The sequence below is a fragment of the Pseudomonas sp. MPB03 genome, from assembly GCF_046605385.1.
GTDB lineage: Bacteria > Pseudomonadota > Gammaproteobacteria > Pseudomonadales > Pseudomonadaceae > Aquipseudomonas > Aquipseudomonas zanjanensis.
Genome location: NZ_CP176770.1, coordinates 177,861 through 196,505, shown reverse-complemented (window position 1 = coordinate 196,505; position 18,645 = coordinate 177,861). Strand labels below are relative to the sequence as shown.

Here is an 18,645-nt window from a genome sequence, read left to right as displayed (position 1 = left end):
ATGGACAGTGCATTCGATACAAACAGCGGCACCATCCAGAGTCTTCTGGATACCGACTACTACACCTTCACCATGATGCAGGCGGTCTTGCACCAGCACCCGAATGTCGAGGTGGAATACCAGTTCATCGTGCGTTCCAAGGAGCGGCTCGGTCACCTGATCCCGGACATTCGTGTCGAACTGGAAAAACTCGCCGGTTTGCAACTGCGTGAGGGAGAGCAGCGGTTTTTGTTCAACAAGCGTTTCCGTGAGTACCTGACACCGGACTTCGAGCAGTTTCTCGGCCTGTTTCGCTTCAATTTGCGCTACATCCACGTTTCGGAAGTCGACGGCCAGCTGCACATCCGCGTCCGTGGGCCGATGCTGCACTGCATCATGTTCGAGCAACCGGTATTGGCGATGGTCAGCGAACTGCGCAACCGCGAGAAGTACCCCGAAGTCGAGTTGGCCGACGTCACTCGCAAGCTGTACCAGAAGTTCGAATGGCTGGAGAAGCATGCCAGCCGCGAAGAGCTCGCCGAGTTTCGCGTTTCAGACTTCTCCACCCGGCGGCGGCTGTCGTTCAGGGCCCAGCGTGAAGTGGTGAACGTCATGCGCAGCGATTTCCCTGGCGTCTTTGTCGGCACCAGTAACGCGCACTTGGCTTACGAGTTCGATCTCCCCCTGATCGGCACCATGGCCCACCAATGGCTGATGGTTCACCAGCAACTCGGGCGTTTGCGCGAGAGCCAGAACGCGGCGTTGGAAAACTGGGTGCGCGAGTATCGCGGCCGGCTCGGTATCGCCTTGACGGACTGCATCAGCACCGATTTTTTTCTCAAGGATTTCGACCTGTACTTTGCCAAGCTCTATGACGGCCTGCGCCAGGATTCCGGTGACCCGATCGTCTGGGCGGACAAGGTGCTGGGGCGTTACCAGGCGCTGGGCATCGACCCGCTCACCAAGGACCTGATGTTTTCCGATGGCCTCAATTTCGAGAAGTGCCTGCCGATCCTGCGTCATGTTCGCGGCAAGGCCAAATTCGGTTTTGGCATGGGCACCAGCCTGGCCTGTGATGTCGACGGTGTCGAACCGCTGAGCATTGTCATGAAACTGGTGCGGGTCCACGGCGAACCGGTGGTGAAGTTCTCCGACGATCCGATCAAGAACGTCTGCGAAGATGCCTCGTTCCTGCGCTACGCCGCCCAAGTGTTCAACGTCGCCCTGATCAATCCACAAATGGGAGCCTGATATGACTACGCTTGTGCAAGAACGCATTGCCCGGGAACTGGGCATCGACCGCCAACTTACCCGGGGTGGCGAAGCCACTGAGATTGCCCGCCGGGTCGAGTTCATCAAGCAAATCCTGCGCGAGTCGGGCTGCCAGTCCCTGGTGCTGGGGATCAGCGGCGGCGTCGACTCGCTCACCGCCGGCCGCCTGTGCCAGTTGGCGGTGGAGCAACTGCGAGGGGAGGACTACGCGGCGCGGTTTATCGCCGTCCGACTGCCGTACAAGGCCCAGGCCGATGAGCAGGACGCCCAGGCGTCCCTGGACTTCATCCGACCGGACGCGATCACCACCAGCAACATCGCCGCGTGTGTCGACGGGCTGATGGGCAGTATCGCCATCGACGGCTTGCAGCCTTCGGCCGAACTCACCGACTTTACCAAAGGCAACGCCAAGGCCCGGGCACGGATGCTGGCGCAATACGCCATTGCCAACTTGAGCAATGGATTGGTGGTGGGAACCGATCATGGGGCGGAGGCGGTGATGGGGTTCTTCACCAAGTTTGGCGACGGCGCGTGCGACCTGGCACCGCTGTCCGGGCTGACGAAAACCCAGGTGAGATGGTTGGCGGACGCGATGGGTGCCCCCGCGCACCTGGTGCGCAAGGCGCCGACCGCGGATTTGGAAGACCTGGCACCCGGTAAGTTGGATGAAGTGGCGTATGGCTGTAGCTATGAGGAAATCGATGCGTACCTGATGGGCGAAGAGGTGTCGCCGCAGGCGCGACAGATCATTGAAGGCGCCTACCTCAAGACAGCCCACAAACGAGCATTGCCACGCGCCCCTGCATCGTTGTAATAGGGTCCTAATGCAATGCCGTTCACTTAAGGCAACCGACAAACCCGTGGCGAGGGAGCTTGCTCCCGCTGGGCCGCGAAGCGGCCCCAAAACCTGCCCAATGCGGAGCATCAGGCATACCGCCTCCGCCGGTTTACGACTGCTTCGCAGCCGAGCGGGAGCAAGCTCCCTCGCCACAGGTCCATCATTTCTCTTAAGTGAACAGCATTGAGTTCCAAAGGGGACCTTTGACCTTGAACGGAGTGGGTAAATGACACAGGCAATGGGCATCAAGGATCGCGTACGCATCAAGCACGTCGAAGTGCTCTCGGACGATTGGTACGTGCTGCGCAAGACCACCTATGACTACCTCGGCCGCAATGGCCAATGGCGCGAACTGACGCGCGAAACCTATGACCGCGGCAACGGCGCCACCATCCTGCTGTACAGCAAGGCCAAGCAAACGGTGGTGTTGACCCGGCAATTCCGTTTCCCGGCCTTCGTCAACGGGCACGATGACCTGCTGATAGAAACCTGCGCCGGCCTGTTGGACAACGACGATCCACACACCTGCATCCGCAAGGAAACCCAGGAGGAAACCGGCTATATCATCCAGGACGTGCGCAAGGTGTTCGACGCCTTCATGAGCCCGGGTTCAGTGACTGAGCGGGTGCATTTTTTCGTCGGCGAATATTTCGACGAAGACAAGCAGCACGAAGGCGGTGGCCTGGAAGCCGAAGGCGAGGAGATCGAAGTGTTGGAGCTGTCCCTCGACCAGGCTTTGGGCATGATCGAGACCGGAGAGATTTGCGACGGCAAGACCATCATGCTGTTGCAGTACGCCAAGCTGCATCGGTTGCTGGATTAGCCCCGGGCTGCTGTGGGCGGGGCGCGCCGCTGCCGAATCGTTCGCGATAGGCAGTGGGCGGCAAACCCATAGCGTTGCGGAACGCGGCACGGAAACTTTCCACCGACCGATAGCCACAAGCCTGGGCGATGCCGGCCGTGCTCTGGTCGGTGCTTTCCAGCAACTCCCGGGCTCGGTTCAAGCGTTCCTGTTGCAGCCAGGTCTTGGGCGGCAGGCCGGTGGTCTCGACGAAGCGCCGCAGGAAGGTGCGCTCGCTCATGGCGACGCGGGCCGCCATGTCGCAGACGCTCAAGGGTTGATCCAGGTGCTCTCGAAGCCACTGCAGGACGCGGCTCAGTTCGTTGCGTGGTGACTTGCTTACGGGGGCGACGATGAATTGCGCCTGGCCACCGGTCCGTTGCGGCGCCATGACCAGGCGACGGGCCACGGAGTTGGCGACATGCGTGCCGAAGTCCCGGGCGATCAGGTGCAGGCAGGCGTCAATGCCCGCCGCGCTGCCGGCTGAGGTGATCAACGGTCCGGAATCGACATACAGCACGTTTGGATCAACCTTGATCAACGGGAATCGCTCGGCCAGTTCCACGCAGAATTGCCAATGGGTGGTCGCTGTCTTACCGTCGAGCAGCCCGGTGGCGGCCAGGGCAAACACCCCCGAGCAGATCGACAACAGGCGTGCGCCGCGGGCGTGGGCGCGGCGCAGTGCTTGCAACAACGCCTCGGGCGGTGGTTCGTGGTGGCTGCGCCAGCCGGGGATGATGACGGTTCGCGCGCTGTCCAGGGCTTCGAGCCCCGCGTCGACGGCTATCCGAAGGCCACCCAGCGCATGCATCGGTCCTGGATCGACGGCGACGATTTGGTGGTCATACCACGCTACATCCAGTTCTGGGCGCGGCAGGCCGAAGATCTCCAGGGCGATGCCAAATTCGAATACGCACAAGCCTTCATAAACCAGGATCGCCACGGTTCCGGGGTGAGCGTGCATTTGGCGCGATTCCACCGTTTATTGTCTTGTGCCGCACTGTAGCGGACGGGCCCGTCTCCCTACAATCGATCGCAGGCAATCAGGGACACCAAGACGGTTGAGCCTTGCAAAGGTGGATAAGGGACGGAAAATGAAGAAAGTCGCCGTGGTGGGCTGCACCGGTGCAGTGGGCATGACCATGCTGCAGTTGCTTGAAGATACCGACTATGAAGTGGTCTGCATGGCTTCGGGGCGTTCGGCCGGCAAGCGCTTGGCGGTGGGGCGGACGCGACATCTGATCGAGCCTTTTTCCCTTGAAGGTTGCGCCGCGTGCGATATCGTTTTCCTGTGTGTTTCCGGGGCCTTTGCCTTGGAATACGGTGAGCGCTTGGCGGAAAATTCCTACGTCATCGACAACTCATCGGCGTTCCGCTATCACAACGAGATCCCTTTGCTCGTACCGCCCATCAATGGGCAGCGCTACAGGGACGAGAAATTGGTCGCCAATCCCAATTGCTCGTCAGCCATCGCACTGATGGTGCTGGGTCCGCTGCATGACGCGTTCGGGCTGCAGAGCGTGATCATTTCTACGTACCAGGCGGCCAGTGGGGCGGGACAGCCGGCGATGCTGGAGCTGCGGGAGAAGGCCAAGTCCTTCAGCGACTATGGCGATCGCGATGACAGCGAGCACTTCGCCCATAACCTCGCCTTCAACGTGATTCCCCAAGTCGACTCGTTCGAAGCCAATGGTTACACCCGTGAAGAAATGAAAGTGGTCTGGGAGTTGCGCAAGGTGCTTGATGAACCAGCATTGGCGATCAGCACCACCGCAGTCCGGGTGCCGACCTTGCGTTCCCATGCCGAAAGTCTCAGCCTGCGCTTCAACACCCCCATCCAGTCGCTGGAGCAGGTGCGTGAGCTGTTACGCAACGCGCCAGGGGTTGAAGTGGTGGATGAGCCGGAATACGGCGCTTATCCGATGCCCATGACCTCGACCTACAAACACGCGGTGGAAGTCGGACGGATTCGCTACAACCTGATCTACGGCGAGTACGGGTTGGACTTGTTCATCAGCGGCGACCAGCTGCTGCGCGGAGCGGCATTGAATGCATTTGAAATCATGCAATTGATCAAGCATTGATCAAATCCAACCCGAACATTGAGACGCGCAGCCATGGCTGCGCGTTTTTTGTTCAGCTGGATTGGGCCTCGCTGTCTTCCTGCATATCGTCCAGGTATTGCGGCTGGTCCGTCTGGCCTGCCTGATCCGGCAGTTCGGTCACGACGCTGAAGTCGCTGATCTCTATGGCGCCGACCCCATGACCGAGCAGATGGAAGGAAAACGCCTTGCGCTGCTGCGGGTTGTCGAAGCTGATGTTCATCACCAGCGGCTGGTCGGGTGTCACCGCCACCTCGGTCGGCAGGTCCATCGGCACATCCTGCTCGAACTCCTTGGCCTTGAGGGAAATGTAGGCGGCATGGTCAGCTTCCACGGCTCGGATGGTCAGGCTGACACGGGTCTGCGAGCCCTTGGGCATTTCCAGGTACTGGGCACCGATCAGGTTGTCGGCCCAGTCGTCGATGACCTGGGCCGGCAGTGGGATTTTATCGGCGCTGCCGAACTGATAATGCTGGTTCAAGGGCGTGCGCAGCAGTGTCTGGTCCAGGGCGGTGGCCCGGGCGCTGATCAATCGGGCGCGCTGGCCGCTGTATTGCCCGCCATAGATGGCGCGGTCGGCGATGAAGCCTTCGCTGGTGTAGTCACGGCAATGCTGGAGGAAATCGCATTCGGTAAACGTGCGCTTGCCATCGTGGTAGCGCAGCTTGCCGTTGGTGAACGACATGATTTCCCGACCCGTCGGGTAATCCCTGAACATCGAGCGGCCGGACAACGATTTGGGCACCGCAAAGCCGAAGTAATCGAGGATCGAGGCGGTCAGGTCCACATGCCCGTAGGTGCCTGACTTGATCCGGGGCAAGGGGTCCGGCGCCAGTGTCAGGTTGAACCCCCAGGACGAGGCCAGCCGCACATCGTCGATGCCATGGGATTCGTCCGAGGTGATGACCACCAGGGTGTTATCCAGGATGCCCTGGCGTTCCAGGCCCGCCAGGAAGTTCGCCAGTGCGTCGTCCAGGTAACCCACCGCCGCCTGCTTGGCCGTGTCGTAGCGTTGCAGGTAGTCGTCCGGCGCGGAGTAGGGCTGGTGCGTGCCCACGGTCAGCAGAGTCAGCATCCAGGGCTTGTCCGCCTGTTGCAGTTGCCCGACGTAGTCCAGCGCGCCTTCGAAGAACGTCTTGTCGTCCTTGCCCCAAGGAAATTCCAGATAGGCGGGGCGCGTGAACCACTCCATGCCCAGGGTCGTGTCGAAGCCGATATGCGGCATGATCCGGTCCTTGGCCATGAAGCGCAGGCCTGCGCCCTGCAGGAAATGCGTGGAAAAGCCGTTCTGGCGCAACTGGGCCGGCAGGCAGGCTTGGTTGCGCTGGGTCTGGTTGAGCATTTCGACGCCTTTGGGCGTGCCGTCGTCGAGCTTGTCGTAATCGCCACACAGCATTGCGTACAAGCCACGAATGGTCTGGTGACTGTGCAGGACGTAATCGGGGGTGTTCATGCCGCGCTCGGCCCAGGCGCTGAGGTGTGGCATCAGGTTTTCCTGGTAGCTGCTTTTCAAGGCCTGGCGATTGGCACTCACATAGGCGCCGGGAATGCCTTCCAGGGCGATAACCAGCACGTTGCGCGCACGCCCCGGTTCGGCCAGCAATTTGCGGCCATCGAGGTCCAGGCGGGTCAGCCCTTCCATGGGCGGGATTGGATCTACGGTGTCGCCATCGAGCCATTGCCGGGCCTGGTCCTGCCCGGCGGCGATCCCCGCCGTGACGAGTTGGTGGGGCAGGTTGAAGACATTCCATTGATCCGCCTCACTGGGGCGCCAGGCTTGCAGTGCGCCGTGGCTCAGCAGGAGCAACACCGGCACGGCCCAGGCGCGGCGCGGCAAGCGTGGCGCATGGTGGGGGCGGCAGGTCCATTGGCTCACCAGCCACAACGCCAGTGCTGCCAACTGGATCGCAGCCAGCCACGGATGGGCGAAGCCGCCGCTGGTGGAGTTTTCAACGAACTGCGGGTCGGTCAGGTAATGAATATCCGAAGGACTGGGCATCCGTCCCACCGCGCTGACCAGCTCGATGCTGGCCAGGGTCAATGCGCTCCAGGCCAGTAATATCGGGAATGCCAGCCACCCGGGACGGCGATGGAGCAGCACGATCAACAACCCGCCGATACCCAGGTCCGAGAGATAACCCAACGGGTCGGACCAACCCAGGGCGAGACGCAGGCCAATGGGGACCATCAATACGCAGCCAATCAGGGCGATGAGCGAGGCGCGGGGATGGGTTGAAGCGCGATAAAGAACGTTCACAAAAGCAGGCCTTTCGGTTGAAATCATTCTACTGAACGGACACTGCCCCTGTGGGAGCGAGCCTGCTCGCGATAGCGCCGGATCAGCTGAGTTCATAGTGACTGACACACCGCCATCGCGAGCAGGCTCGCTCCCACAGGGTTCTTCCGTCGGTCATGAAACTGTCATGAAAAGAGATGGTAGCAAGGCCCGTCGCCCCTGGCCGGGCCAATGGCCCGGTGTTCGGCTGCGCTACGCTGTGGTTCACTGGCGCAGGCCCCTACAATGGCCGTGTCGCGTTGCTTTGAGGCGCGCAGAAAACTTGTATCAGGATTTCTCATCGGGGGATGGATGGACAGGTTCCAGGAAATGCAGGTTTTTCTCGCCGTGGCCCAGGCGTCGGGGTTTTCGTCGGCGGCGCGGCGCCTGGGCCTGTCGGCGGCCAGCGTTACGCGGGCGGTGGCGGCGTTGGAGCAACGCATCGGCACGCCACTGCTGGTCCGTACCACTCGCAACGTGTACCTGAGCGAAGCCGGCCAGCGCTTTCTCGAGGACTGTCGGCGGATCCTGAACGATTTGCAGGAGGCCGAGGATTCGGCGGCTGGCAGTCACGTCCAGCCCCGCGGGCAGTTGACGATTACCGCGCCGGTCCTGTTCGGGCAATTGTTCGTCACGCCGCTGCTGGTGGATTACCTGAACCGATTCCCCGAGGTCAGCATCAACGCCTTGTTGTTGGACCGCACGGTCAGTCTGGTAGAGGAGGGCATCGACGTTGCCCTGCGCATTGGCGAGCTGCCGGATAGCAACCTGCACGCCGTGCGGGTCGGTGAAGTGCGGCGGGTGGTGTGCGGCTCCCCGGATTTCTTCGTGCGCCACGGGCGGCCCCGGCATCCGGATGACCTGGAGCGAATGCCCGTGGTGGCGTCATCGGCCATTGGCCAGGTCAAAAGCTGGACCTTCATCGATTCAGGCCAACCGTTGGCCGTCCGGCCCGTGCCGCGGTTGGTAGTGACGGCCAACCAGGCGGCGATTACCGCCGCTTGTCAGGGGCTGGGGATGACGCGAATCCTGTCTTATCAGGTGGCGGGCAACGTGGCCGCCGGTGAGCTGGAAATCGTCCTGGCCGATTTCGAATTGCCGCCGCTGCCGATCCATGTGGTGTACCAAGGCGGGCGCAATGCGCCGGCGCGGGTCCGCAGTTTTGTCGATTTTGTTGTCAGTGCATTGCGCGAACATCCCGCCTTGAGCGGCTGAAGCATTGTTTCTCTGGCTGAAACAATGGATTGCATCTGCAGGTGATTCTCTTGTTTTTGCCTTGGGCGGAAGATGACCCCATCGACGCCGTTGTGCTGATGGCGTCACTTGCAGCGGAGTCGACCATGAACCCGATCAAGCACTATCACTTCCCGCTTTCCGGCCATTCCCATCGCGTTCAACTGATGCTGTCGTTACTTGAACTGCCGGTCGAGGAGATCTTTGTCGACTTGGCCAAGGGCGCGCACAAACAGGCGGATTTCCTTGCGCTCAATGCGTTTGGCCAAGTACCGGTCATCGATGATAACGGTGTGGTGCTGGCGGACTCCAACGCGATCCTCGTGTACCTGGCGCAAAAATATGGCCAGGGCCGCTGGCTGCCCACCGATCCAGTCGGTGCCGCCCGGGTGCAGCGCTGGTTGTCGGCGGCGGCCGGGCCGATCCATGCGGGGCCGGCCACGGCGCGCTTGATCACGGTGTTTGGCGCGGCCTACAACGCTGAGGACGTGATTGCCCGGTCCCACACTGTGTTGAGCGTCATTGATCAAGAATTGAGCGCCCGTGCTTTCCTGGCGGGTGACGCGGCGACCGTCGCGGACATCGCCGGCTACAGCTACATCGCCCATGCACCGGAAGGCAATGTGTCGTTGGAGGACTACGCCCATGTGCGGGCCTGGCTGGCGCGGATCGAAGCCTTGCCCGGGTTCGTGGGCATGCCGCGTACGGTTGTCGGGTTGCAAAAGCACGCCTAAGCATTTGAGTGGGTAGGCTGTGTGGCGAGGGAGCTTGCTCCCGCTGGGTTGCGAAGCAACCCCCTGAAAAGGGCGCGCGGTGTGCCTGGCATGGCTGCGGTGTCGGCTCTGGGGCTGCTGCGCAGCCCAGCGGGAGCAAGCTCCCTCGCCACAGGGGTTAATGATGTCCCGGTCTAAACAGGGATTTCATTGGAATATCAGGCGTAGGAAAGCGCCTTTTCCTCCAGCAGTTCCTCATACAACCGCACCCACTTGTGGCCCATCTCTTCGGACGTGAATAACTGGCGGTAGCGGGCTTCGGCCCTGGCACCCATTACCTGAGCCTGCGCCGGGTTTTCCCACAGGGTACGCATCGCTTCGCGGAAGGCCTCTGGGTTGCTCGGTGGCACCACCAGGCCGGTTTCGTCGTGGATGTTGATGTAGCTGGTGCCGGTGCCGATTTCGCTGCAGATCATCGGCTTGCCGAACATCGCGCCTTCAAGCAGTGAAATGCCAAAGGCTTCAGAGCGCAAATGCGAAGGGAATACGATGGCATAACTCAGTTCCAGCAATGCAACCTTGTCTTCGTCCCCGAGGCGGCCGAGGAAATGCAAATTGCGCAAGCCCAATGCCGCGGCTTGGGCATGCAGTTGTTTTTCCAGAGGCCCGGCACCCACGATGACCACGGGGTAATCCACGCCTTTGAGGGCGTCGAGCAGAATGTGCAGGCCTTTGTAGTACCGCATCACCCCCACGAACAAAAAGAAGCGTTCGCCCAGTTTTGCCTTCCATCCCGCCATGCGCTCGGCATCAGGCTGTGGATAACTCGTCTTGTTCAGGCCGTAGGTGATGACCCGGGTCTTGGCGCTGTATTCCTTGAGCACATCGCTGGTATGCACATAGTTAGGCGAGGCCGCGACGATGCGATCGGCGCCGTCCAGGAAACGTTTCATCAGCGGCCGATAAAGCTTGAGCAGTTGCCGCTGGCGAACGATGTCCGAATGGTAGGTTACGACGTAGGGTTTTTTCACGGCACTGCAAAAGTGCACCAAGTCCATGAATGGCCAAGGGAAGTGGAAATTGATGATGTCCGCTTCGGCGGCCAGCTCACGGAATTTCTTGAACACGCTGTAGGAGAAACCCGTGGACGCCAGTTGGAAGTCCATTCGGGCTTGATGGACGACATGCTGTCGAAGCTGGATCGGACCCGGTGCGGGATGTTCGCTCAATGTGAGCACGGTGTTATCGATACCCAGTTGGTCGCTGCTGTCGCACAGTTGGAAAATGACCTGTGCGATACCGCCCATGGAGTCAGTCAAATAACTTTTGTAAAAGTGCAGGACTCGCATTCAACCTCCCAAGACCTGGCGATACGCCTGAGCCGTGACCTTTGCACAGCGCTCCCAGGAAAACAGCGCAGCCTGTTGTAAGCCTGCTTCCCGACACGCCTGCCAGTGCGGGCGATCCTCAATCAACCGCTGCATGGCGTCGCGCATGCCTTGTGGATCGTCGGGCTCGCAATAAATGCCAGCCGCCCCGGCCACTTCAGGCATCGCCGAGCAGCGGGTGGTCATCACCGGCGTGCCGCTGGCCATGGCTTCAAGCACCGGTAGGCCAAAGCCTTCGTAGAACGACGGGAAAACCAATGCCCGTGCCCCCGCCAACAACTGGGCGACCTGTTCGTCAGGCAGGTAACCCGCCAGGCAGACATGACCATCAGCCAGGGCGCGTTTCAACTCATCATTGAGCTGTGCCTGTTGCCATCCGCTCATTCCTACAATGAACAAAGGAAAAGCCTGACGTATGGACTCAGGAAGCCCGGCATGGGCGCGCAAGGCCAATAACAGGTTCTTGCGTGGCTCCAGGGTGCCGACACAGAGAAAATATCGACCGTGCTCCAGCCCATGGGCCTTGAGCACGTTGTCGATCGCTTCCGGTTCGCGCGGGTGGAAACGTGCCGCCACCCCAAGCGGCGCGACCCTCAGGCGCTCGGCGGGAACGCCGAAATATTGCTGGGCTTCATCGGCGATGAACTGCGAATCGGTCAGAATCAATTGGGCCTGTTCCACTGCGCGGCTGAGCCGTCGCTCGATTTCCTTCAGGCGTGCCGGTGGCTGCGTCTCGGGGTAGCGCAGGTGCGTGAGGTCATGGAGGGTGATCACCGTCGGCCCTTCGAAAGCCAACGGCCACAGGCTGGGTTCGTGATACAGGTCGATAGCCTTTGAACGGCCTTGGTCGAAGCGTTTCTGCTCCAGCCAGCGCCGCGCTTGGTAGGCGCCCGGAACCCGTCGCAGCAACGGGCTCAGCTTGGAATAGCCTGGCTTGGCTGTTGGTGGCAACTGCGGGCTCCAGCCCCAACCGTGGAACAACGACAACTGTACGTCCGGCTCCCGCGCCAAGGCAGTCGCCAGTTCCGCTACGTAGTGGCCGATGCCCGTGCGGGGCGCCTGGAGAATGCGTGCGTTGAGGGCTATCCGCATGTTGTTTCCCTGTCGACGATCGCTGCACCAATAATGTGGCCCTCGATTCGCTCCACCAATTGCGCACTGGCCTGGCGCCAGCTCAGCCATTGCCATTGATCCAGATTGCGCTTGGCCGGGAATAGCCCGGTGTGTTCCATGTCGATGACCAGGTTCGCCAGGCTTTGGGGGTCGTCAAGATCGAAGTAGGCCATGAAATCACCGCCGATTTCCCGAAACACTTCAATGTCGCTGCCCATCGCTGGCAAGCCGCGTTGCATGGCCTCTACCAATGGCAGGCCGAAGCCCTCCACATAGGACGGGAACACCAGCGCAGTGGCGTGTCGGTAGGCGTGTTCCAGGCTTTGGTCCGCCAGGTTGTTGAACATGAACAGGCGGCTGTCGAGCTGCGGATGGCGTTGAATGCGCTCGATCAGGGCTTCGCATTTCCAGCCGATCTTGCCGACGATGCAGAGCCGCGCTTGTGAACCGGCGGCCCAGGCCCGCTCGAATGCATCGATCAGGTAGGCGTGGTTTTTCCGCGGCTCGATGGTGCTGACCATCAAGAACACTGGCTCGGGGCGCTTGAACAGCCGCAGCAAGTCCGGGTCGAGGGCCTGAGTGGCGTCAACCAGGTCCAGTTCGCTGCCCAGGTGGAAATAGTCAAACCAGCGCTTGCGCACCTCTTGCTCGCCAATGCGCCGGACCATTTCCTGGCGAAGCTGGTCGCGGATGGTGGTGGAGATGGCGATGTAGCCGTCGGCGGTGCGGGCGATCCAGTCGAACCAATGGTTGAACACCTTGACCAGTCCGGCATCGCAGAATTGCGGATGGGTCAGGGGAATCAGGTCGTAGACCACTGAGATGATCCCGACGCCATCACGCTTGAGCTGTTCGGCCAGGGGGAAGAAACCTGAGTGCCAGGAAGAGTCCAGCAACACCAGTTGATCGCCGGCCCGATGTGCCAGCGGTACGCTGCGTGCCGGGACTGGCTTGCGCTTGAGGAGACGATCGAGGATTCGAATGGGGAGGCTCAAGCACGCCAGGGCGAACAGTCGGCAAGCCACGTACAAGAAGCGGCGAGCCCAGATCGACTGGCTGAAGGGGCGCCGTTGTTCGAGGGTCCGCTGCCTGAGCCAGAACAGGTTGGCGAACTGTACCAGCCGTGCTCGCAGACTGGCCAGATCCAGTCCGTTCGTGGGCAGAGGGGCCAGGCTTTTCACTTCGTACAGCTTGCCCTGCAGCATCACCACGGGAATGCATTCGCGCCCCCGATCCTTGGCCGGCAATTCACGAATGACGTTGCGCACCACTCGCTGGATGCCGGAGTTGTCATTCGGGTGGTCATATACATAGGTGCAATCCACCAACAGACGGCTCATGGCAACTCCTTTTGCGGCACCGCCTCGACGGCCGTCTGGCTCGAACGCTGGATACTGGTCCGGGCCTGGAGCCAGGAACAGCCGACGAAATCTTCCTGGCGATTATTGATCACGTGGAACACCAATCCGTAGTCGCGCCATTCGAAGTTACGGTCCAAGTGCGAGTCCAGCCGCGACAGGCTGAGCGCGACGGAGTAATTGCCCTTGCCCAGGCGCATGTCGAAACTGAAACGGAAGGTGATCTGTTCGCCGGCCTTGAGGTCGGTCACGGCCTTGTCCTGGCGATGGGTGTTGATGCCGTACATGGGCTGGCCAAGGCGGTCCTTGATCAAAAAGCCCAGCACCAGCCGCTCGATGTCCTGGCGGATTTCAATCCGCACTTGCAGCACCATCGGCTGGCCGATCTCGGCCACTTCCACCGATTGCCCTTGGTTGTTGAGCAAATGCACATCGACGATGCCGGCCTCGCCGGTGCCGGAAATGGTCCGCACCTGACCGTTGGCGAGCATTTCCTGGCGGACCACTTGGCCTTCGCGCTGGGCCAGCATCGCATTGTAGTAATCCATCACCTCTTCCGGTTTGCCGCGCATGGCCATGCGCCCGTGTTCGAGCAGGATCGCGGTGTCGCAGATCGACTGGATCGCCGAGCGATCATGGGACACGATCAGCAGCGTGGTGCCGGCCTTGCGGAAGCTGCGGATGCGCTCGAAGCTCTTGTGCTGGAAGTAGGCATCGCCCACGGACAGCGCTTCGTCGACGATCAGGATGTCCGGGCGCCGGGCGGTGGCGACACTGAACGCCAAGCGCATCTGCATGCCGCTGGAATAGGTGCGTACCGGCTGGTCGATGGCCTCGCCGATTTCGGCGAAGCCCTCGATCTCGGGCATCAGGGCTTCGATTTCCTCCACCTGCATGCCCAGCAACTGACCGGCCATGAACGCGTTCTGGCGACCGGTGAAGTCCGGATGAAAGCCCATGCCCAGTTCCAGCAACGCGGCAACGCGGCCTTGTAGCTGGATGTGGCCGCAGGTGGGTTGGGTGGTGCCGGTGATCATCTTGAGCAACGTACTTTTGCCGGCACCGTTGACCCCGACGATGCCGACGGCTTCCCCGGGCTGGATCTCGAAATCCACGCCCTGGAGGATCCAGTGCAGTTGATGGCGCTGGCGGGAAAAGGGAACCAACCACTCCAACAGCCGGCTCCAGCGGTTCGGATACTGCTTGTAGGCCTTGCCCAGGCCGGTGACACGCAAATGTCCCATCAGAGTTCATCCACCATTTCACCGCCGCGCCGGCGAAACATGCGCAAGCCCAATACGCACAACAGCAGGGCGAGCACCAGCAACGGCACCAGCGAACTCCAGACCGGCCACTGGTTATAGAGAAACAGGTTCTGGTAGCTCTGCATCAGGGCGGTCATGGGGTTGAATGCGAGCAGTTGCTGGATCGACGGCGGCAGGATCGTCATCGGGTAGACGATCGGCGTGAGCCAGAACCAGAATTGCAGGCAAATGCCGAACAGTTGCCCGACATCGCGGAAAAACACATTGAGGATCCCCAGCAGCATGCCCAGCCCGGCGGCGAACATCACTTGCAAGACCAGCAGCGGCACCAGGGCCAGCAAGGTGACGCCTGGCCAGCGTCCGGTGATCAACAGGAAACCGAGAAACAGCCCAAGGATGATCGCGAAGTTGATGCCCGCGTTGAAGAGCACGATCACTGGCAGGCAGATCCGGGGGAAGCTGATCTTTTTCAGCAGGTTGGCGTTTTCCAGGAACATGCCCTGGCTGCGGGTGGTGATCTCCGCGAACAAGCCCCAGGTCAGCAGCCCGGCGCAGAGGTAGACGCTGTAGGCCATGCCATCTTCGACCCCCGGCAGGCGGGCACGCATGATGTGGGAAAAAATCACCGTGTAGACGAGGATCATCGACAACGGGTTGAGCACCGTCCACAACGCGCCGAACAACGAGTTGCGATACCGCGCCTGGAATTCGCGCTTGACGCTGCCCAGGACGAAGCCGCGGTAGTTCCACAGGGAGTGGGGCAGGCTCAGCAACATGCGTCGACCCTGCCGTAGTGGTCTTCGAAGCGAACGATGTCGTCTTCCCCCAGATATTCGCCACTTTGCACTTCGATGATCACCAGATCGATCACGCCGGGATTCTCCAGGCGATGCTTGTGTCCGGCCGGGATGAAGGTCGATTCATTCTTGGCGACCAGGTGCGAACCCGAGCCATTGTTGGTGACCTTGGCCATGCCTTCGACCACCACCCAGTGTTCGTTGCGATGGTGGTGCATTTGCAGCGACAGCGACGCGCCAGGCTTGACCACGATGCGCTTGATCTTGAAGCGCGGCCCCTCTTCGAGCACGGTATAACTGCCCCATGGACGGCTGACCGTGCGATGCAGGCGATAGGCTTCGTGCGCCTTGTCCTTGAGTTGCCGGGCGACGCGGCGCACATCCTGGGCGCGGTCGGCATGGGCCACCAGCACGGCGTCGGCGGTGTCGATGATGATCAGGTTTTCCACGCCCAGGGCCGCCACCAGACGGCCTTCGCTCTGGACGAAGTTGTGCTGGCTGTCGATGAACAGGGCCTCGCCGGTGGCGCGGTTGTTCTGCGCGTCGGCGGGCACCAGGCCGGCGACGGCGCTCCAGGAACCAATATCGCTCCAATCGAATGTGGCCGGGATCACCACGACATTGGCGGAGCGCTCCATCAAGGCATAGTCGATGGAGATGTCTGGCATGTCGGCGAAATGCGCCGCGGACAATTCCTGCTGCACGCACCCTGAGGTTTCCACCGCCGTGCTGGCCGCGACACAGGCGCGCGCCTGTTCCAGCAGCTCGGGCGCGTGGGCTTGCAGCTCCGCCAAGAGGGTCTTGACCGAGAAGCAGAACATTCCTGAGTTCCACAAGAAACGGCCGCTTTCCAGATACTGCGTGGCGGTCGGCAAGTCGGGCTTTTCGACGAAGCGAACGACCTTGGCTGCGCCCTTGGTGTCCAGCGGCTGGCCCCGTTCGATATAGCCGAATCCGGTTTCCGGCGCCGAGGGCAGCACGCCGAAGGTCACCAGGTGACCGCTCTTCGCCAGTTCCACGGCGTGCGCCACCGATGCCTGGAAGGCCGCCTCGTCCTGGATCAGGTGATCGGCCGGCATGACCACCAGGATCGCCTCGTCACCATGCAAGGCCTGAATGGCGAGGGTGGCCGTGGCAATGGCCGGCGCGGTGTTGCGGCCCGTGGGTTCGAGGACGAAGTGCCCACGGTGACGCTCCAGGTGAGCACTTTGATAGTGATCGCGGCTCTGGAAATAGTATTCGCGATTGGTGACCGTGACGATATCGCCCCGGCCATCGAACAACCCCGCGGCACGCCGGTAGGTTTTGCCCAGCAACGATTGGCCGTCGGGCAAGCGCATGAAAGGCTTGGGATGACCCTCGCGGGACACTGGCCACAACCTCGTCCCGGCTCCGCCGGAGAGAATCACAGGGATGAGCATGGCCTACTCCTTGGCGACGCGTTTCATGTCCGCATCCATCATCATGCGGATCAGGGTGTCGAGGTCGGTCCGGGGCTTCCAGCCCAGGACCCGTTGGGCCTTGGTCGGGTTGCCGAGCAAAACCTCGACTTCGGCCGGGCGGAAAAACGCCGGGTCGATCTTGACGAAGTCACGGTAGTCCAGTCCCACGTGTTCGAAGGCGATCCTGCACATCTCGCGCACGGTGGTGGTGACGCCAGTGGCCACTACGTAATCGTCGGGGGTGTCCTGTTGCAACATCAGCCACATGGCCTCGACGTAATCGCCGGCAAAGCCCCAATCGCGCTTGGCGTCGATATTGCCCAGGCGCAACTCCTGCTGCTTGCCCTGCTTGATGCGCGCGGCGGCGTCGGTGACCTTGCGGGTCACGAACTCGATGCCGCGCAGCGGTGATTCGTGGTTGAACAGGATGCCGCTGCTGGCATGCAGGCCGAAGCTTTCCCGGTAATTGACGGTGATCCAGTGGCCGTACAGTTTCGCGACGCCATAGGGGCTGCGCGGGTAAAACGGGGTGTGCTCGTCCTGTTGCTCGGCCTGGATCAGGCCGAACATTTCGCTGGTGGAGGCCTGGTAGAAACGGGTCTGCGTACTGAACTGGCGAATGGCTTCGAGCAGGTGAGTGACCCCCAGCCCGTCGACGATGCCGGTGGTCACCGGCTGGTCCCAGGAGGCCGCGACGAAACTTTGCGCGGCCAGGTTATACACCTCGTCCGGCGCCGACTTGATCACCGCCCGCTGCACCGAGCAGGCGTCGGCCATGTCACCGTCCAAGTAAACGATGTCTTGTTCGATGCCGATCTCTCGCAGCCGCCAGCGCGAGTCGCTGCTGCGTCGCGCTACCAGACCGTGGACTTTGTAACCCTTGTCGAGCAGCAACTTGGCCAGATACGCGCCGTCCTGGCCGGTGATCCCTGTGATCAATGCACTTTTCATTCTTGTCGTACCCGTATCTCCCAGTCGGACAGGATCGCCCGCAAGGATTGTTGTGTTGTTGTTTCGGGCGTCCATCCGGTGGCCTGTCGTAGCTTGGCAGGGCTACCACAGACGCGACGCTGTTCTGCGCGGCGAAGACGCGCAGGGTCCTGGATCAGTTGCACGTCGACCTGGGCGATATCGCCCAGTTGTTCGATCAGGCTGCGAATGCTCTGCTCGCGACCCGAACAGATGTTGTAGACCTGCCCCGGGGCGCCTTTTTCCAGCAGCCCCAGGTAGGCCGAAATCACATCGCCGACATCGAGGAAGTCGCGGGTCACGTCGATATCGCCCACCTGCAACCGGGCCGGTTGCAGGCCCAGCTTGATCCGGCTGATTTGCCGGGCGGCGCTGGCAATGACGAAGCTGTCCTTCTGGCCGGGGCCGATGTGATTGAACGGGCGAGCCACCAGCACCGGCCAGCCTTCGCTCATGCCCCATTGCAGGCTCAGCAGCTCGGCCGACAGCTTGCTCACGGCGTACGGGTTGCGCGGGGCGGGTGCTTGCAGTTCGGTAATCGGCAGCCGGTCTTCGCTGACCTGACCATAGACGTCACCGGAGCTGACATACAGGAACGTGCCGGTGAACCCCCGGGCCTTGAGGGCCTGGAGCAGGTTCAAGGTGCCCAACAGGTTGATGTTCAGGGTGCGTGCCGGGTCGCGGAAGGCTTCAGGGACAAAGGTCTGGCCCGCCAGGTGGATCACGGCGTCGGGAACCTCGGGCCAGAGACCCTCCAGGGTCTTGGCATCCGTCAGGTCGTAGCGCGCGGCGACAGGCATCACCTGCCAGGCCGAATCATGACCGCTCAGTCGAAATCCGAGGTGACGTCCAACGAAACCGCTGAGGCCCGTAACGAACAGACGTTTTTTCAAGCACCAGCCCCCTTGACGGTGACCTCGTCTATCGCGAATTGAGTAGGAAATTTCCGTAAGATCGGGGAAATGTCACTCAACAATCAGCTTAGCGAAGCATTTGTTGTAGTTGTTTGGTTGCCAATCTGTGCCAATTTCGCAGCAATTTCAACAGCGCAAACCGTGAC

The 18,645-nt window shown here is 61.3% G+C and carries 16 protein-coding genes; 6 read left to right on the top strand and 10 right to left on the bottom strand.

Annotated features, from left to right (window positions below; all coding sequences use genetic code 11):
- The 3 genes from pncB to nudK all read left to right on the top strand — a co-directional run bounded on the left by pncB (position 1) and on the right by nudK (position 2,912).
- Positions 1 to 1,230, top strand: coding sequence for a nicotinate phosphoribosyltransferase (pncB, locus tag ACLH0I_RS00765; RefSeq protein WP_411386034.1), 1,230 nt, complete (start codon positions 1 to 3; stop codon positions 1,228 to 1,230).
- 1 nt (position 1,231) lies between these two features.
- Positions 1,232 to 2,065, top strand: coding sequence for an ammonia-dependent NAD(+) synthetase (nadE, locus tag ACLH0I_RS00760; RefSeq protein WP_411386033.1), 834 nt, complete (start codon positions 1,232 to 1,234; stop codon positions 2,063 to 2,065).
- Between the two features lie 250 nt (positions 2,066 to 2,315).
- On the top strand, positions 2,316 to 2,912 hold the full coding sequence (nudK, locus tag ACLH0I_RS00755; protein ID WP_411386032.1) for a GDP-mannose pyrophosphatase NudK: 597 nt from the start codon (positions 2,316 to 2,318) through the stop codon (positions 2,910 to 2,912).
- Here the strand turns inward: nudK and ftrA are convergent.
- Positions 2,869 to 3,894 (bottom strand): transcriptional regulator FtrA, encoded by a 1,026-nt coding sequence (ftrA, locus tag ACLH0I_RS00750; RefSeq protein WP_411386031.1) that lies wholly within the window; start codon positions 3,892 to 3,894, stop codon positions 2,869 to 2,871. The two genes, nudK and ftrA, sit on opposite strands and share 44 nt — an antisense overlap.
- 130 nt (positions 3,895 to 4,024) lie before the next feature.
- Between ftrA and ACLH0I_RS00745 the strand changes: the two genes are divergently transcribed.
- Positions 4,025 to 5,014 (top strand): aspartate-semialdehyde dehydrogenase, encoded by a 990-nt coding sequence (locus tag ACLH0I_RS00745; RefSeq protein WP_411386030.1) that lies wholly within the window; start codon positions 4,025 to 4,027, stop codon positions 5,012 to 5,014.
- Positions 5,015 to 5,066: 52 nt separating this feature from the next.
- On the opposite strand, the gene ACLH0I_RS00740 is transcribed toward ACLH0I_RS00745, so the two are convergent.
- Positions 5,067 to 7,289: an LTA synthase family protein gene (locus ACLH0I_RS00740; protein WP_411386029.1), complete on the bottom strand. Its 2,223-nt coding sequence runs from the start codon at positions 7,287 to 7,289 to the stop codon at positions 5,067 to 5,069.
- Positions 7,290 to 7,619: 330 nt separating this feature from the next.
- Between ACLH0I_RS00740 and ACLH0I_RS00735 the strand changes: the two genes are divergently transcribed.
- Together ACLH0I_RS00735 and ACLH0I_RS00730 are read left to right on the top strand one after the other, a co-directional pair.
- Positions 7,620 to 8,522: a LysR family transcriptional regulator gene (locus ACLH0I_RS00735; RefSeq protein WP_250961631.1), complete on the top strand. Its 903-nt coding sequence runs from the start codon at positions 7,620 to 7,622 to the stop codon at positions 8,520 to 8,522.
- Positions 8,523 to 8,647: 125 nt separating this feature from the next.
- Positions 8,648 to 9,274 (top strand): glutathione S-transferase family protein, encoded by a 627-nt coding sequence (locus ACLH0I_RS00730; RefSeq protein ID WP_411386028.1) that lies wholly within the window; start codon positions 8,648 to 8,650, stop codon positions 9,272 to 9,274.
- A gap of 197 nt (positions 9,275 to 9,471) precedes the next feature.
- Here the strand turns inward: ACLH0I_RS00730 and ACLH0I_RS00725 are convergent, their stop codons facing one another.
- From ACLH0I_RS00725 to ACLH0I_RS00690, 8 genes are read right to left on the bottom strand one after another with little or no spacing between them, the layout of a single operon-like run.
- Entirely contained in the window at positions 9,472 to 10,602 is a 1,131-nt protein-coding gene (locus ACLH0I_RS00725) for a glycosyltransferase family 4 protein (protein WP_411386027.1), read from the bottom strand.
- On the bottom strand, positions 10,603 to 11,733 hold the full coding sequence (locus ACLH0I_RS00720) for a glycosyltransferase family 4 protein (RefSeq protein WP_411386026.1): 1,131 nt from the start codon (positions 11,731 to 11,733) through the stop codon (positions 10,603 to 10,605).
- Positions 11,724 to 13,094, bottom strand: coding sequence for a glycosyltransferase family 4 protein (locus ACLH0I_RS00715; RefSeq protein WP_411386025.1), 1,371 nt, complete (start codon positions 13,092 to 13,094; stop codon positions 11,724 to 11,726). The genes ACLH0I_RS00720 and ACLH0I_RS00715 overlap by 10 nt, the downstream gene beginning before the upstream one ends.
- On the bottom strand, positions 13,091 to 14,356 hold the full coding sequence (locus ACLH0I_RS00710) for an ABC transporter ATP-binding protein (RefSeq protein WP_411386024.1): 1,266 nt from the start codon (positions 14,354 to 14,356) through the stop codon (positions 13,091 to 13,093). The genes ACLH0I_RS00715 and ACLH0I_RS00710 overlap by 4 nt, the downstream gene beginning before the upstream one ends.
- A complete protein-coding gene (locus ACLH0I_RS00705; RefSeq protein WP_411386023.1) occupies positions 14,356 to 15,153 on the bottom strand; it encodes an ABC transporter permease in 798 nt (265 codons plus the stop codon). Before ACLH0I_RS00705 ends, ACLH0I_RS00710 begins: the two co-directional genes overlap by 1 nt.
- The gene (locus ACLH0I_RS00700; RefSeq protein ID WP_411386022.1) at positions 15,144 to 16,595 is read right to left on the bottom strand and encodes a mannose-1-phosphate guanylyltransferase/mannose-6-phosphate isomerase; all 1,452 of its coding nucleotides are present in this window, start codon (positions 16,593 to 16,595) and stop codon (positions 15,144 to 15,146) included. The genes ACLH0I_RS00705 and ACLH0I_RS00700 overlap by 10 nt, the downstream gene beginning before the upstream one ends.
- A gap of 3 nt (positions 16,596 to 16,598) precedes the next feature.
- A complete protein-coding gene (gene gmd, locus ACLH0I_RS00695) occupies positions 16,599 to 17,567 on the bottom strand; it encodes a GDP-mannose 4,6-dehydratase (protein ID WP_411386021.1) in 969 nt (322 codons plus the stop codon).
- Entirely contained in the window at positions 17,564 to 18,478 is a 915-nt protein-coding gene (locus tag ACLH0I_RS00690) for a GDP-mannose 4,6-dehydratase (protein WP_411386020.1), read from the bottom strand. The genes gmd and ACLH0I_RS00690 overlap by 4 nt, the downstream gene beginning before the upstream one ends.
- Between the last annotated feature and the right edge of the window lie 167 nt (positions 18,479 to 18,645).

Excerpts from the sequence above, each read along its gene's own strand:
- ACLH0I_RS00730 (WP_411386028.1), top strand. The coding sequence starts at position 8,648 with ATGAACCCGATCAAGCACTATCACTTCCCGCTTTCCGGCCATTCCCAT.
- ACLH0I_RS00710 (WP_411386024.1), bottom strand. The coding sequence starts at position 14,356 with ATGGGACATTTGCGTGTCACCGGCCTGGGCAAGGCCTACAAGCAGTAT.
- ACLH0I_RS00745 (WP_411386030.1), top strand. The coding sequence starts at position 4,025 with ATGAAGAAAGTCGCCGTGGTGGGCTGCACCGGTGCAGTGGGCATGACC.
- ACLH0I_RS00720 (WP_411386026.1), bottom strand. The coding sequence starts at position 11,733 with ATGCGGATAGCCCTCAACGCACGCATTCTCCAGGCGCCCCGCACGGGC.
- ACLH0I_RS00700 (WP_411386022.1), bottom strand. The coding sequence starts at position 16,595 with ATGCTCATCCCTGTGATTCTCTCCGGCGGAGCCGGGACGAGGTTGTGG.
- ACLH0I_RS00715 (WP_411386025.1), bottom strand. The coding sequence starts at position 13,094 with ATGAGCCGTCTGTTGGTGGATTGCACCTATGTATATGACCACCCGAAT.
- nadE (WP_411386033.1), top strand. The coding sequence starts at position 1,232 with ATGACTACGCTTGTGCAAGAACGCATTGCCCGGGAACTGGGCATCGAC.
- pncB (WP_411386034.1), top strand. The coding sequence starts at position 1 with ATGGACAGTGCATTCGATACAAACAGCGGCACCATCCAGAGTCTTCTG.
- nudK (WP_411386032.1), top strand. The coding sequence starts at position 2,316 with ATGACACAGGCAATGGGCATCAAGGATCGCGTACGCATCAAGCACGTC.
- ACLH0I_RS00735 (WP_250961631.1), top strand. The coding sequence starts at position 7,620 with ATGGACAGGTTCCAGGAAATGCAGGTTTTTCTCGCCGTGGCCCAGGCG.
- ACLH0I_RS00705 (WP_411386023.1), bottom strand. The coding sequence starts at position 15,153 with ATGTTGCTGAGCCTGCCCCACTCCCTGTGGAACTACCGCGGCTTCGTC.
- ACLH0I_RS00725 (WP_411386027.1), bottom strand. The coding sequence starts at position 10,602 with ATGCGAGTCCTGCACTTTTACAAAAGTTATTTGACTGACTCCATGGGC.
- ftrA (WP_411386031.1), bottom strand. The coding sequence starts at position 3,894 with ATGCACGCTCACCCCGGAACCGTGGCGATCCTGGTTTATGAAGGCTTG.
- gmd (WP_411386021.1), bottom strand. The coding sequence starts at position 17,567 with ATGAAAAGTGCATTGATCACAGGGATCACCGGCCAGGACGGCGCGTAT.